The sequence below is a fragment of the Streptomyces sp. LS1784 genome, from assembly GCF_020103755.1.
Lineage (GTDB): Bacteria > Actinomycetota > Actinomycetes > Streptomycetales > Streptomycetaceae > Kitasatospora.
This window is the reverse complement of sequence record NZ_JAHSQD010000192.1, coordinates 1-13,587: the sequence shown is the minus strand read 5'-3', so window position 1 is coordinate 13,587 and position 13,587 is coordinate 1. Positions and strand designations below refer to the sequence as shown.

Genomic DNA, 13,587 nt, shown 5'->3' with positions numbered 1-13,587 from the left:
GCTGGACCTCGCCTACGGCACCGCCGGCGCGAACCGGGTCGCCCTGATCACCGACGCCATGGGCGCGGCCGGCATGGGCGACGGCCTCTACCCGCTCGGCCCGCTCCAGGTCGAGGTCATGGACGGCGTCGCCATGCTCCCCGACGGCAGCTCCATCGCCGGCTCCACGCTGACCCTCGACCGAGTGTTCCGAAGAGCGCTCACGACAGGGAAGCTGACGCTCGGCCAGGCCGTCGAGTCGCTGTCCGCCACCCCGGCCCGGCTGCTCGGCCTGAGCGACTCGATCGGCTCGCTGGAGACCGGCAAGCTCGCCGACCTGGTCGTGGTCGACTCCGACACCTTCGACCTGGTCGCCGTCATGCGCCACGGCCGCTGGGCCCTCGGCGGCGACACGTTCCCCACCGTGCAGCCCGCCTGAGCAAGGGCCACCTGAGCACAACGGCAACGGCCGCCCTCCCCGCAAGGGGAAGGGCGGCCGTGGTGCGTCCGGAGTCAGGTGGTCAGCCGATCGACCAGCGCTGGAGCGGCGAGCCGGTGTCCGGCTGCTGGGTCACCGTGGCGCCGTCGGCGGTCGAGGCGGTGGTGAGCAGCAGTCCGCTGTGGGCCGAGGTGACGGTGTACGAGCCGTCGGCCGTCTGCCGGACCTTCCAGTGCTGGTTGGCACCGCCGGTGCACGGCCACTGGATGATCTGGGCGCCGGCGGCGGTGGAGCCGCCGCTGACGTCGGCGCACATCGAGGAGAGGCCGTTGACCAGCTCGTACGAGCCGTCGGACTGCCGGCGGAACTGCCAGAGCTGGTTGGCGGCGCCGGAGGCGGTCCAGGTGATGAGGCCGTTGCCGGCGGTGGTGCTGCCGTCCGCGTCGTCGAGGGCCTTGCCGCCCGTGGTCAGCGTGTGGTTCCCGCTGAGGTCCGGGTCGACCGTCCAGCTGAAGGTGGCCGAGGCGCTCGCGGTGCCGGAGGAGGCGGTGACGGTGACGGTGGAGGTCCCGGCGCCGGTCGGGGTGCCGGAGATCAGGCCCGAGGGGCTGACGGAGAGCCCGGCGGGCAGGCCGGTCGCCGAGAAGGTGAGCGGCTTGCCGGCGCTGTCGGTGGCGCCGAGCTGCACCGAGGCGGCCTTGCCGACGGTGCCGGACTGATCGCCGGGGGTGGTGAGGACGACCGCCTCGGGGGCCGTCCCGGTCGGGGCGAAGGACAGGACCTGCTCGGCCGCGGCGCGGCCGGCGCCGACCGTGCTGCCGGTGGTGTCGTTCCAGGAGCGGGCGGGCGCGGTCTCGGCGAGCCGGCCGGAGGTACCGGACATGCCGATCACCAGCCCGCTGTAGCGGTTCACCAGCTTAAACCGGCCCTTGCCGGCCTTGCTGGGGAGGACGAACCACTGCTGGCCGACGGTGACGTTCCCGCCGACGGCGGCGGTGGCTGTCAGAGCGGCGCCCCAGGCCCGGCCGGCCGTCGAGGCGGAGTCGACGCCCAGCAGCTGCCCGGTGGCGGCGTTGGCGATCCGGTAGGAGCCGTCGCCCTGGGCCAGGAACCTCCAGGACTCGCGGGCGGAGCCGCCGGGCCTGGCCGCGGAGGTGACGGCGGGGCCGTCGGCGGCCTGGGTGAGGACCCGGCCGTTGCCGCTCTGGATCCGGTAGGTCCTCGTGAGGTCCACCGGCGGGGCGGCCGGCCCGGAGGAGGTGATGGTGACGTCGGCGTACTCGCCGTCGGAGGTGGAGCAGGCGATGGAGCAGTACATCCGGAAGGTCTTCCCGACGATCGTCGAGTCGGTCCGGTTGGCGCTGTCCAGGAACCAGCGGTACCAGGAGGCGGTGTGGTAGCCGCCGGTGTCGCCGAGCAGGGTCCACTTCTGGGTGGCCAGGTCCTTGGTGGCGTAGATCTGCTGCGGGGCGTTGCCGCTCTGGTCGACGGCCTGGGGGGAGCCGATGTAGAGGCCCAGATAGGCGTCGTAGCTGACGTTCATGACGAACAGCGGTGTACTCGGGGCGAGCGTGCCGGCCGCGACCTGCTGCTTGACGGTGCCGGGGTTGACGGGGTTGTACTCCTTGACCGGCGGTAGGTACCCGGTCGGGTTGGCGGAGTCGGCGGGCACCATGGAGCTCTCCAGGCCGCCCGTCCCCGGCTGCGACCAGGCGCCGTCGTACCACTTCTGCCAGCTGCCGGGCGCCATCTTGGCGGAGATCGGCGCCCGCGCGGCGTGCTGCTGGAAGACGCCCCAGCTGCCGCCCTTGTCGACGATCCGGGAGCCGTAGAAGACGTAGAGGTAGCCCGAGGCGGTATCGACGAACAGCCGCTGGTCGCCGTCGCCGTAGGAGAACGTCTGCTGCGGGAAGGCTGCGGTGTCCCCGCGGGTCGTGCTGTACGGGGAGGTGATGACGTGGTCCTTGATGGACCAGGTCTTCCCCTGGTCGGTGGAGACCGCGTAGTCGATCGCGTCGTAGTGCAGGCCGTCGCCGAAGGGCTGGGGTGTGAACTCGTTGTGCACCAGCCCGTACCAGTCCCCGGTGTCCGGGTCGACCCAGACCCCGACCAGGTCGCAGAAGTTCCGCTGGGAGTAGCCGGAGCCCTGCGGCGCGTTGGTGGACTCCAGGCCGGTGGGGCTGTTGTTGCACCGCCAGGTGGTGTCGTCGTTCTTGTCGTTCGGGTTGGCGGGGTTGACGGCGTCGCTGATCGCGGCCGACCTGGTGGCGCTCTCGAAGTCCGTGCCGGTGTAGAAGCTCCACTGCCGGGAGTCGTTCGCGCCGTACAGCGAGTGCGACTGCTGGAAGTAGAACGTACCGTCCTTGTCGGTGTAGACACCGGCCGGCGTGTCGTCGGGGTACGCGTACGAGCCGGTCTGGCCGATCGAGACCGTGTACGTGGTGGGGGCCGGTTTGGGAGTCGGTTTGTCGGCGGTCGCCGGGGCGGCGGCCAGGGTGCCGGCGCCGAGCGCCGCCACGGCGGTGGCGGCGAGGGCGCGGGCCCATCGGGTGCGTAGGGGTGACACTGGTACTCCTCTTCCGTGGTGGGGCGCACCGTTGCGCCCCTGCTGTGGGGGGTGCGGAACGGGAGAGTGGTCTGGGGGAGGCGAGCGGTCAGCCGTCCGCCATCCGGAAGTCGTACTGCGGCGGCACCGGTGTGCCGGGGTGGACGGCGAGCCAGAGGGTGTCCAGGGAGATCTCGCCCTCGCGCATGGTGTCGACCTGGATGCCCTCGGCCAGCAGGCGCCGGACCCGGTCGTCGTCGCCGGAGGCGTGCGCCGCCTCCGCCTCGGCCAGTCTGATCCGCCCGTGCGCGCGGTCGGCCGGGGACAGCTCCTCGATCAGCGCGAGCGCGTCGGCGGGGCGCTCGGCGCGCCGCAGCGACTCCAGCGTCTCGATCGTCAACTCCCGCAGTTCGGGGCGGAGTCGGTGGGCCGATAGCATCAGGTCGGCGGCCTCCTGCGGGTCCGGGGTGAGGAAGGCGAGCGAGCGCAGCGCCCAGGGCGAGGCCTGCGCTGCGACGGAGCGTTCGAACGCCTCGCGGGCGGACTCCCGCTCCCCGGCCGCCAGGCGCAGCAGCCCGAGCTGGTACAGCGCGTGCCAGTCCGTGGCGTCGCCCTCCAGCAGCAGCCGCCAGTGCGCCCCGGTGACCGGCTCGGCCGGCGGGTCGCAGACCGGGAGCGTGCCGGTCTTCAGGAGCTGCCGCCAGGGTTCCTGGGCGGCCGCCGGCTCGCCGAACGGCAGGAGCGGCGAGGCGGGCAGGGCGTCGGCCTCGATCTCCAGCGCGGCCCAGCCGCCGCCCTCGGCCAGCACCTCCTCGGGCGCGCCGAACTCGCCGGCCTGCGCGTCGGCCAGCTCCAGCTCCAGCGGCGGGATCAGCTGGTCCAGCGCCTCGCCGGCGGCCTCCCGGGCGGCTTCCCAACTCCCGTGCACGGCCTTGGGATCGGCCTGCAGCAGCCCGTACGCCTCGGTCCAGGACCAGGTGGCGCCGGCGGGCATCGGCAGGTGCTCCAGCTGGGTGCGGGCCAGGCCCGCCTGGATCTCCAGGTAGGCGGAGTCCGGGCCGGAGAGCCACTCCTGCCAGTGTCTGCCGCCGGTGCCGGTGCCCCAGCAGAACAGTTTGCGGCCGCGCAGCCGGGCGGTGGAGGTCTGGACGAGCCCGGCGCCGGTGCCGTCCAGTGCGGCGATCCAGGGGCGTTCCCCGCCGGAGAGGTCGAGGAAGTAGTCCGCGGCGCGCGCCACCCGGCCGGGGTAGCTGCGGTCGGCGCCGTCGGCCTCCGGGAAGGGCACCCGGCGCAGGTCGCTGACGTAGTCGCAGTGGAAGGCGTGGTCGGCCGGGCCGAGGACGCGCACGTCCCGGTCCTCGGGCACGGCGATGTTGGACCACCAGTAGACCGGCGTCTCGGTCGGCGCGGGGTTGTGCACGGCGATGTGGACGTACAGCACCGGGGAGCCGGCGGGCAGCCAGGCGTCCATCCGCAGGACCAGGCGCCGCAGCCTCTCGAAGGCGTACATCCGCAGCACCGGGGTGCCGTCGGACGCGCTCACCCGGGCGGCGTGCAGCGGCTCGCAGGTCAGCGGCCAGTGCCCGGTGGCGCCGAGGTTCCACTCCACCCCGCCGGCCGGCCAGGCATCGCGCAGGGCGAGGTTGGCGGGCTGGAGGATCCGGTTGCGGTGCAGCAGCTCCCGCCCGGTGGGGCGGTGGACCAGGGACCAGAGCCGCCCGCCGAGGGAGGGCAGGAAGGTCGCGGTGAGGTGCTCGTTCTCCATGACCACGCACGGGAGTTCGCGCTCGGCGCGGACGCGGTCGTACCCACCCTGCCGGGTGTACGGCAGCAGGGTGTCGGGCACCCCGTACGCCAGGTTGCGGCGCATCTCGTCGTCGACCCCGGCGCCCGCGCCGGTCTGCCGGGGCAGGCCGTGCAGGATCGGCAGGGTGCCGCCGACCGGGTCGGGGGTGCCGTCGATGCGGAGCAGGTCGGTGCGCAGGGCCGAGGTCACTTGCCGATCCCAACTGTCATGCCCTGGATGATCCGCGAGCCCATCCAGGAGAAGAGCGCGATCATCGGGGCGAGGATGATGCAGACTCCGGCGAACATCGTGCCGAAGTCCAGGCCGTTGAACTGCTGTGCCGCGACGAACGAGGAGAGTGCCACCGGGAGGGTGATCCTTCCCTGGCTGTTCGTCAGGACGAGGGCGAACAGGGTCTCGTTCCAGGCGGTGATGAACTGCAGGAGGAAGGCAGTGATCAGCCCGCCCCGGGCGACCGGGAGCACCACCTGGAGGAAGGTGCGCAGCGGTCCGGCGCCGTCCAGGACGGCCGCCTCCTCCAGCACGCCGGGGATGCCGCTGAAGAAGCCGGTCAGCAGGAAGACGGTGAACGGCATGGCCAGGCCGACGTAGACGAGCCCGAGGCCGAGGTCGCTGTCGGTCAGCTCCACCTGGGACAGGCCGACGAACAGCGGCACCACCAGGACCTGGCCGGGCACACCGAGGCCCATGGCGAAGGTCATCGTCAGCGCCGAGGAGGCCCGTGAGCGGCGCCGGGCGAGGGCGTAGGCGCAGGGGGCGGCGAGGACGACGGCGACCACGGAGGAGAGGCCGGCGGTGAGCACGCTGTTGAGGGCCGCCTGCGCGAAACCACCCTCGTCGAGCGCGGTGGTGTAGTTGTCGGTCTTCGGGCTGGTCGGCAGGCCGAAGCCGTGCTGCAGGATGTCGGGGCCGCTGCGCAGCGAGGTCAGCAGGATCCACAGGACCAGCAGCAGGTCGGCGGCGACGACGATCCAGACGGCTGCCGTGCCGATTCTGGTCGCGAGCCCCGTGGAACCGCGTCCCCTTCTGCCTCTGCTGCTGCTTCTGCTTCGCACGGGTGGCCTTTCCGGGTTTGCGGGGGGTGGGGGTGGGAGCGTGGACGCGGCGGGTCAGTACTCGATCGGCTCGCGGCGCAGCAGGCGGCGCAGCACGACGGTGATCAGGGTGACCATGACCAGGCTGACGATCGCGGCGGCGGTGGCCATGCCCAGCCTGGGGACGGTGCCCTGGGGGAAGGCCTCGGCGTACACGTAAACGGCGGTGTTCCAACTGCTCACCGGCGGATAGGCGTTGGTGCTGCCGCCGTAGAGCAGGATCAGCTCGAAGATCTTCACCGAGCTGACCGTCCACAGCACCGCGCAGACCGCGATGACGTCCCACGCGCACGGCAGGGTGATGTGCCGGAAGCGCTGGAAGGGGCCGGCGCCGTCGAGTTCGGCCGCCTCGTAGAGGTAGTCGGGGATCTGGTCGACCGCCGCCATGATGATCGAGGTGTAGTAGCCGGTCGCCGTCCAGACCAGGGTCCCCAGGACCATCGGGAGCAGGTTGTCCGTCGACAGCCACTTGGGCGGCGTGGTCACCCCGAACAGCTTCAGTGCCTGGTTGACCGGGCCGGTGGGCGAGAACAGGAAGCCGGCGGCAATGCCGAAGACCATGCCGTTGACCAGCGAGGGGAAGAACAGCACCGAGCGGGCGAAGAGCTTGGCCCGCATCTCGCGCAGCACCAGGGTCAGCGCGAAGCTGAGCACGAAGGTGACGGTGCCGCCGATGACCATCAGTTCCAGCGTGTTGAACAGGGAGGTGCGGAACCTCGGGTCGCGGAACAGCAGGAGGTAGTTCTGCGGGCCGCGCCACTCCATCGCGCCCATGCCGTCCCACTTGTACAGGCTGGTCCACAGGGCGTAGCCGACCGGGGCGACGAACAGCACCGCGTACACGATCAGCGCGGGCGCGGTGAACGGCCAGAACATCCGGCGGCGTTGGCGCTCCAGCGGGCCGACGCCGGTACGGGCGGCGCGCTCGGAGCGGGCCCGGGAGGTGTGCGTCCGGGGCGGCTTCTCGATCGTCGTCGCCACCGTCAGCCCTGGGTCTGCCAGTAGGTGACCTGGTCGGCCTTGCACTTGGCGACGAACTGGGCGGCCGTGATCTTGCCGTGCCAGAAGTCCAGGTAGTTCTCGTTGAAGACCTTGGGCAGCCAGCTCCCGCCGACGCCGTCGAAGCTGAGGCGCAGCGTCGGGGCTTCGAGGCTCTTCTGGACGTCGGCCAGTTCCGCGGGGGCCGGGATGTCGGTGCGCGGGGTGAGGTTGAGCGCGGTGGTGGAGATCCCGGACAGGTGCTTCTTCTGCAGGAAGAAGGCGATGAACTTCTGCGCCGCGGCCGCGTTCTTGGCGCGCTTGGGGATCGCGAAGCCGAACAGGCCGGCGTCCGGGGCCTTCGCGGTGGGCGGCAGGATCGAGGCCGTCCTCCAGCCGGCCGGGACCTGCTTGGCGATCTCGGCGGTGACGTAGTTGCCGTCCATGTAGAAGGCGGCCTTGCCCGCCGTCCAGTTGGTCTCCTGGGCCGGGAACTTGGTGGCGTCGTAGCCCTGGATCAGGTGCCCGCCCTTGACCAGCTGCTCCACCTGCTGCGCCGCGGCGAGGACCGCCGGATTGTCCCAGGCCGCGCCGGACTTGTCGGCGGAGAGCTCGGAGACGTTCACCCCGGCACCGTTGAGCAGGTAGTCGAGGAACAGCCCGTTGGTCCACGGGTCCTCGCCCTCGGAGGCGATGCACGCCTTGCCGGCCGCCTTCAGCGCGTCGCAGACCTTGAGCAGTCCGGCCCAGTCGGTGGGCGGGCTCGGCATGGCCGCGGTGACCGCCGGGTCGGCCGCGTTGTAGAACATCGCGTTGGTGACGACCTCGTACGGGATCACGTAGTGGTTGGCGCCGGACGGGTCCTTCGGCAGCATGTCGAAGTACTTGGCCGGGATCACCTGGGAGACCGGGACGTTCTCCTCCGGCACCTGCAGCTGCAGCACCGGTGAGAGGTCCAGCGCCTGGCCGGCCGCGGCGGTGGTGCCGTAGATCTTGTCGTCGGACTCGTCCCACAGGTCCGGAGCCTGGTTGGCGGCGATCGCCGGTCCGATCTTCTTGGCGATGTCGCGGCCCGCCCAGGTGACGTTCACCTTGGCGCCGGTGGTGGCGGTGAAGTCGTCGATCGCGGCCTTCAGCACCTTGGCCTGCGGCTCGTCGGCGCGCCACATCGACCAGTAGGTGAAGCTGCCGGCGCCCTTCGCGTCGCTCCCCGAGCCGCTGCCGCAGGCGCTCGCTCCGAGCGCGAGGGCGACGGCGGTGGCCGCCCCGACGATGCGGGCGGCGGGCATGGTCGTTCTCCCCATGGGTGGTTCCTCTCGGAGGCGCGAGATGCCGCGCAGACGTGTCGTCAGCCGGGGCCCGAGGACGGGGAGCGGCTGGATGGCTGGGACGATACGGCCGGGTTGACCGGTAAATCAAGAGTCCTTGCAAAAACCCGCTCCGGGTCAAAGCACTCTGACACCGGTTGCGCGAAGAACCCTCAAGTAGCGGACCAGAGCAGGGTTTGGGCCGACCTTGACGACCCTTCACGGGTGCCCTACGTTTCACCGAAAGAAAGTTGACCGGTAAAATCGAAGGATCCAGTCATGGTGACGATGCAGGACGTGGCCGAGCGCGCCGGGGTCACGAAGCAGACCGTCTCCAACGTCATCCGGGGGCGGGGGGCCGTGAGCCCGGCGACCGCGGCCCGGGTGCGTTCCGCGATCGAGGAGCTGGGGTACACCCCCAACCTGGTCGCGCGCTCCCTCGCCACCGGCGCCACCAGGACGGTGGGCCTGTTCGTCCCCACCGTGACGGGCTCCTTCTACGCCGACATCGTCGAGGAGGTCGAGGACGTCCTCGACGCGAACGGCTACCACCTGCTGCTCTGCACCACCCGGCTCGACGGCGAGCGCGCCAAGCGGCACCTGGCCGGGCTGACCAGCCGCTCGGTGGACGCGCTGCTGATCGCCGGCGACCGGGACCTGATCGACCACCTGCCGCTACTGGCGGAGGCGTCCTTCCCGGTCGCCCTGTGTGCCTGGGAGACCGACGCCCCCGACCGCTTCCCGGTGGTCACCATCGACTACGAGCGGGCCGGTTACCTGGCCGGGCGCCACCTGCGCGAACTCGGGCACGAACGCGTCGCGGTACTCGCCAGCCCCGACCACGCCCCGCGGGTGGCGGGCTTCCGGCGCGCCTTCACCACCGACGGCCTGACCGTCCCCGACGCCGGCGTCCACTTGGCGCCCGAACCCACCCCCGCGGGCGGCTTCGCGGCGGCAACGGCGGCACTCACCGCCGACCCTGCGATCACCGCGCTCTTCGCCACCCACGACGTCCTCGCCCTGGGCGCGCTGGAGGCCGCCCGGGCCGCGGGCCGCTCCGTCCCCCACGACCTGTCGATCGTCGGGCACGACGACAACCCGGAGGTCGGCGTGGCCCGGCCGGCGCTCACCAGTGTGGCGATCCCCAAGCGGGAGATGGCCCGGGAGGCGGTCGAGCTGCTGCTGCGCGCCCTCACCCGGTCGGGCAGCCCGGCCAACTCGATCCAGCTGCTGCGCCCCGAGCTCGTCGTCCGGGACAGCACCGGCCCGGCCGGCGGCCGCTGAACCGGCGCGGCCGGAACCACTACTCACGAACTGGGGCACCGACCTTGTCGCCTGAACCGACGTCCGGCCACGACCGCCTCTGGTACCGCCGCCCAGCCGCCTCCTTCCTGGAGGCCCTGCCGCTGGGCAACGGTCGGCTCGGCGCGCTCTTCCTCGGCGGATCGGACCGGTCGGACGCGGGCGAGACCGTCCACCTCAACGCCGACACCCTGTGGTCCGGTGGCCCCGGCCCGCACGACCGTGCCGACGCCGCCGAGCACCTCACGGAGCTGCGCGCCGCCGTCCTGGCCGACCGCGACCACGCCCGCGCCGAGGCCCTCGCGACCCGGATGCAGGGCCCGTTCACCGAGGCCTACCAGCCGCTCGCGACGCTCCGGCTGGAGCTCGGCGATGGGCCGGCGGACGGCTACGCACGCTCACTGGACCTCGACGAGGCCGTCCACCGGGTCTCCTACCGCAGCGGCGGCGCGGAGATCCTGCGCGAGTCCTGGGTCTCGGCCCCGGCCGACGTCCTGGTCACCAGGATCACCTCGTCCGTCCCGGGGCGGATCGACCTCGACGCCCGGTTCAGCACCCCGCATCCGGACGCGCACACCGGCGGCCCCGGCCCCGACCGCCTCATCCTCTACGGCCGGGCCCCCGCGCACGTGGCCTTCGGCGAGCAGGACCCGGTGCGCCACCACCCCGGCGAAGGCATGGGCTTCGCGGCCGGACTCCGGGTGCTGGCCCGCGGCGGCCGGGTCGAACGGACGACGGGCGCAGTCACGGTGCGCGGCGCCGACGAAGTGATCTTGCTGGTCGCCGCCGAAACCGGCTACCGCGGCTACACCGAGCCCCCGGCCGGCCCTGACAACGGACCGGTGGAGCAGGTCGAACGGCGCCTGGACGCGGCCGCCGCCCGGCCGTACGGACAACTGCTCGCCGAACACCTCGCCGACCACCGACGGCTGTTCCGCGCCACGACACTGCGCCTCGGCGACGACCGCACCAACGAGCTGCCCACCGACGAACGGCTCGCCGCCGTCCGGGCCGGCGGCGGGGACCCGGCCCTGACCGCCCTCCAATTCGCCTACGGCCGCTACCTGTTGATCGCCTCCTCGCGCCCGGAGACCCAGCCGGCCACCCTTCAGGGGATCTGGAACACCGAGACCGCCCCGCCGTGGAACTCCAACTGGACCACCAACATCAACCTCCAGATGAACTACTGGCACGCCGAGACCACCGGCCTCGCGCCCTGCCACGAGCCGCTCTTCGACCTGATCGCCGACCTGGCCCGGACCGGCGCCCGGACCGCCGCCGCCTACTACGGCACCGGCGGCTGGACCGTCCACCACAACGTGGACCTGTGGCGCTCCGCCAGCCCCGTCTCCGGCTCGCCCTCCTGGGCGAACTGGCCGATGGCCGCCGCCTGGCTCTGCGCCCACCTGTGGGAGCACCACCTCTTCGCCGGGGACCTCTTCGCCGGGGACAGCGACTTCCTGGCCGGACGCGCCTACCCACTGATGCGCGGCGCCGCCCGCTTCCTGCTGGACTTCCTCACCGAGGACCGCGACGGCCACCTGGTCACCTGCCCGTCCACCTCCCCCGAGCACCACTTCCGGCTGCCCGACGGCACGCTGGCCGCCGTATCCGCCTCGGCCACCATGGACCACTGGCTGACCGCCGAACTGTTCGCCAACACCGCCTCCGCCGCCCGCCTCCTCGGCGTGGACGCCGACCTGGCCGAGGAGTTGGACGCGGCCCGTGGCCGGCTCCGCCCCCCGCCGACCGGTGAGGACGGCCGCCTGCTCGAATGGTGGGAGGACCTCCCCGAGGAGGACCCCGGCCACCGCCACCTGTCCCACCTCTACGGCCTCTTCCCCGGCAGCGCCATCGACCCGCTCACCGACCCGGCGGGCGCCGAGTCGGCCCGGCTGGCCCTGGCCCGCCGCCTCGACCACGGCGGCGGATCGACCGGCTGGAGCCTGGCCTGGGTGGCCGCCCTCGCCGCCCGCCTCGGCGACGCCGACCTCGCCCACCGCAGCGTGCGCGGCCTGCTGACCGACTACTCCGCCCCCAACCTGTTCGGCCTGCACCCGCCGGACCTCTTCCAGATCGACGGCAACTTCGGCGCCACCGCCGCCGTCGCCGAGATGCTGCTGCAGAGCCACAACGGCGTCCTTCGCCTGCTCCCCGCCCTGCCCGGGGCCTGGCCCACCGGCCACGTCCGGGGGCTGCGCGCCCGCGGCGGGCTCACCGTCGACCTTCGCTGGGACGACGGCCGCCTCACCGAGGCGACCGTGCGCGGCACCCGCCCGCAGACCCTCGACCTGCTGCTTCCCGCCGACACGCCGGAGCCCAGGGTGACCGACCCGACCAACCGGATCGCCACCACGACACTCACCCCCGCCCCGGCCGGGCTGCGTCTGACCACGCGGCTCGATCGGCAAGGGAGCTACCGGATCAGCACGCCCCGCTGAGCAGGCCCCGGCACACCCGAGCCCCCGGTCGAGGTGTCCTTCGGCAGAGGCCGCTCACGAAGTGCGCCGTTCCACGCCACCGCCCGGAGACCGACCTCGGCAGGAATGTGCATGATCAACGACGAGGGGTACGGTGCGCCGGTGCGCGTGGCAACGCAAACATGCCGACGGGCCCCGGAGCACGTCGCGGTTGTCACCCGGATCCCGGGCAAGGCACGCGACGCCGACGTCCTCGAACACTCCGGATTCGTGCTGCGCCGGCGCATCCGTGCTCCGCGATCCCCACATCGCCCAGCTTCTCGACCTCGTCTGAACCGCGCACCAGCAACCGTCCTGTCGGAAAGAACGAGGTGTGAGGTCCACCGGCACTCGCTCCGGGACGTCGGTCCCGGGGACCGGGCAGCGCGGCGTAGGCACGAAGGTGCTGGCGTGCTCGTCGACGACCGGTGGGCGGTCGGGGGCCGCGGCAGAGCGCTGCGGGCAGGGCGGGCGTTCGCAGACCTTGCAGCCGAGGCCGATCGGAGTGGCGGCCGCCTCGTCGCCCAGGTCCAGGCCGGCGGAATGCACCAGCCGGCGGCCTGCCGGATCTCGCAGCCCAGCCCACCCTCGCAGCCCAGCCCACCCTCGCGGCCGGCCCGCTCGGCGACGCACCGGCGGCGGGCGGCCTGTTCATGTCGGACCATCGGGGTGTGGAGGCCATCTTCGACCTTGGTGGCGGCGATGTGGGCGGGGCCCTCGACGTCGCACCGACCGCGCGCACCGCGCTGGCCTGGCTCCCGCCGCGCGAGCTCTGGCCGCCGATCCAGGACGTCCGCCTGGCGCACGACCCGCAGATCCGCCGCTGGCCGCCGCACGTCAATGTGCTCTTCGGCTTCGTACCGGAGGCCGAGTTCGAGGCCGCCGCCCCACGGCTGGCCGCCGCGGCGGCCGAAACGCCGGCCTTCGGGATCCGGCTGCAGGGCGTGCACGCCTTCCGGCACCGGTCGGACTCGACGGTGTGGCTGGATCCCGCGGTGGCCGACCCGGCGCCGTGGGCTGCGCTGCACCGCGCACTGCGGGAGCGCTTCCCGCGCTGTCGGGGGCGGTCCGAGGGCTTCACGCCGCACCTGTCGCTCGGACGGACCAGCGATCCGAAGCGGCTCACCGCCGAGCTGACGGCCCGGCTGCCGGGGATGTCGACGCGGGTCGACGAACTGGTGCTGCTCTCGCGTCGCGGCGACGAGCCCATGCGGCCGCGGGCCACTGTCGCACTGGGGACCGGCGAGTTCCGCTGGTTGCCCGAGCCGGTGCCGGAGGGCGGGGCGGAGACGGCTGCACAGGCGTCGCACCTCGCCGCTGCCACGGACGAGGCAGCCGGAGAGCAGCTCGCCACACGGATCGCGGCCGCGCTACCCGAGGGCGTGGTCCATCTGGTCGGTTCACGCCGGATGGGCTGCGCGCTGGCGGGTGCGGACGTGGACCTGGTGGCGGCACTGCCCGGTGCCGTCGACCTCGACGAGCTGCGGGTCCGGCTGGCCGCCGCACTGCCGGAGGCCGGCCGGCTTCGTCCGGTCACCGGGGCCCGGGTGCCGGGTCTGCGGCTGAGCCTCGGCGCGCTGGGCGTGGACCTGGTCGTGGTCGCCACCGGCCCGCTCGCCCCCGCCAAGGCGGTGGCGCGGCGTGCCGAACTGGGCGAGGCGGCCGCGATCGCGCTCA

The 13,587-nt window shown here is 72.8% G+C and carries 10 protein-coding genes; 4 read left to right on the top strand and 6 right to left on the bottom strand.

Annotated elements, in window-relative coordinates; genetic code table 11:
• A partial coding sequence (locus KS423_RS21955) for an amidohydrolase family protein (protein WP_224281277.1) occupies positions 1 to 418 on the top strand: 418 nt, incomplete at its 5' end.
• A gap of 82 nt (positions 419 to 500) precedes the next feature.
• On the opposite strand, the gene KS423_RS21950 is transcribed toward KS423_RS21955, so the two are convergent.
• The 5 genes from KS423_RS21950 to KS423_RS21930 form a co-directional block, all read right to left on the bottom strand.
• On the bottom strand, positions 501 to 2,984 hold the full coding sequence (locus KS423_RS21950; RefSeq protein ID WP_224281276.1) for an RICIN domain-containing protein: 2,484 nt from the start codon (positions 2,982 to 2,984) through the stop codon (positions 501 to 503).
• Between the two features lie 88 nt (positions 2,985 to 3,072).
• Positions 3,073 to 4,959: a DUF5107 domain-containing protein gene (locus tag KS423_RS21945; protein ID WP_224281275.1), complete on the bottom strand. Its 1,887-nt coding sequence runs from the start codon at positions 4,957 to 4,959 to the stop codon at positions 3,073 to 3,075.
• Complete coding sequence (locus KS423_RS21940) at positions 4,956 to 5,825, bottom strand: carbohydrate ABC transporter permease (protein WP_224281274.1); 870 nt, start codon at positions 5,823 to 5,825, stop codon at positions 4,956 to 4,958. Before KS423_RS21940 ends, KS423_RS21945 begins: the two co-directional genes overlap by 4 nt.
• Before the next feature lie 54 nt (positions 5,826 to 5,879).
• A complete protein-coding gene (locus KS423_RS48065; protein ID WP_224281273.1) occupies positions 5,880 to 6,845 on the bottom strand; it encodes a carbohydrate ABC transporter permease in 966 nt (321 codons plus the stop codon).
• A gap of 2 nt (positions 6,846 to 6,847) precedes the next feature.
• On the bottom strand, positions 6,848 to 8,146 hold the full coding sequence (locus tag KS423_RS21930; protein ID WP_224281272.1) for an ABC transporter substrate-binding protein: 1,299 nt from the start codon (positions 8,144 to 8,146) through the stop codon (positions 6,848 to 6,850).
• 282 nt (positions 8,147 to 8,428) lie between these two features.
• On the opposite strand from KS423_RS21930, the gene KS423_RS21925 reads away from it, so the two are divergent.
• Together KS423_RS21925 and KS423_RS21920 are read left to right on the top strand one after the other, a co-directional pair.
• Positions 8,429 to 9,433 carry a LacI family DNA-binding transcriptional regulator gene (locus KS423_RS21925; RefSeq protein ID WP_224281271.1) on the top strand — a complete coding sequence of 335 codons (1,005 nt, stop codon included), beginning with the start codon at positions 8,429 to 8,431 and terminating at the stop codon, positions 9,431 to 9,433.
• A gap of 44 nt (positions 9,434 to 9,477) precedes the next feature.
• Complete coding sequence (locus KS423_RS21920) at positions 9,478 to 11,892, top strand: glycoside hydrolase N-terminal domain-containing protein (RefSeq protein ID WP_224281270.1); 2,415 nt, start codon at positions 9,478 to 9,480, stop codon at positions 11,890 to 11,892.
• 54 nt (positions 11,893 to 11,946) lie between these two features.
• Here KS423_RS21920 and KS423_RS48550 read toward each other — a convergent pair whose 3' ends face one another.
• Positions 11,947 to 12,459, bottom strand: coding sequence for a short-chain fatty acyl-CoA regulator family protein (locus KS423_RS48550; RefSeq protein ID WP_374120006.1), 513 nt, complete (start codon positions 12,457 to 12,459; stop codon positions 11,947 to 11,949).
• A gap of 122 nt (positions 12,460 to 12,581) precedes the next feature.
• Between KS423_RS48550 and KS423_RS21910 the strand changes: the two genes are divergently transcribed.
• The coding region (locus KS423_RS21910; RefSeq protein WP_374120005.1) for a 2'-5' RNA ligase family protein at positions 12,582 to 13,587 on the top strand (1,006 nt) is incomplete at its 3' end.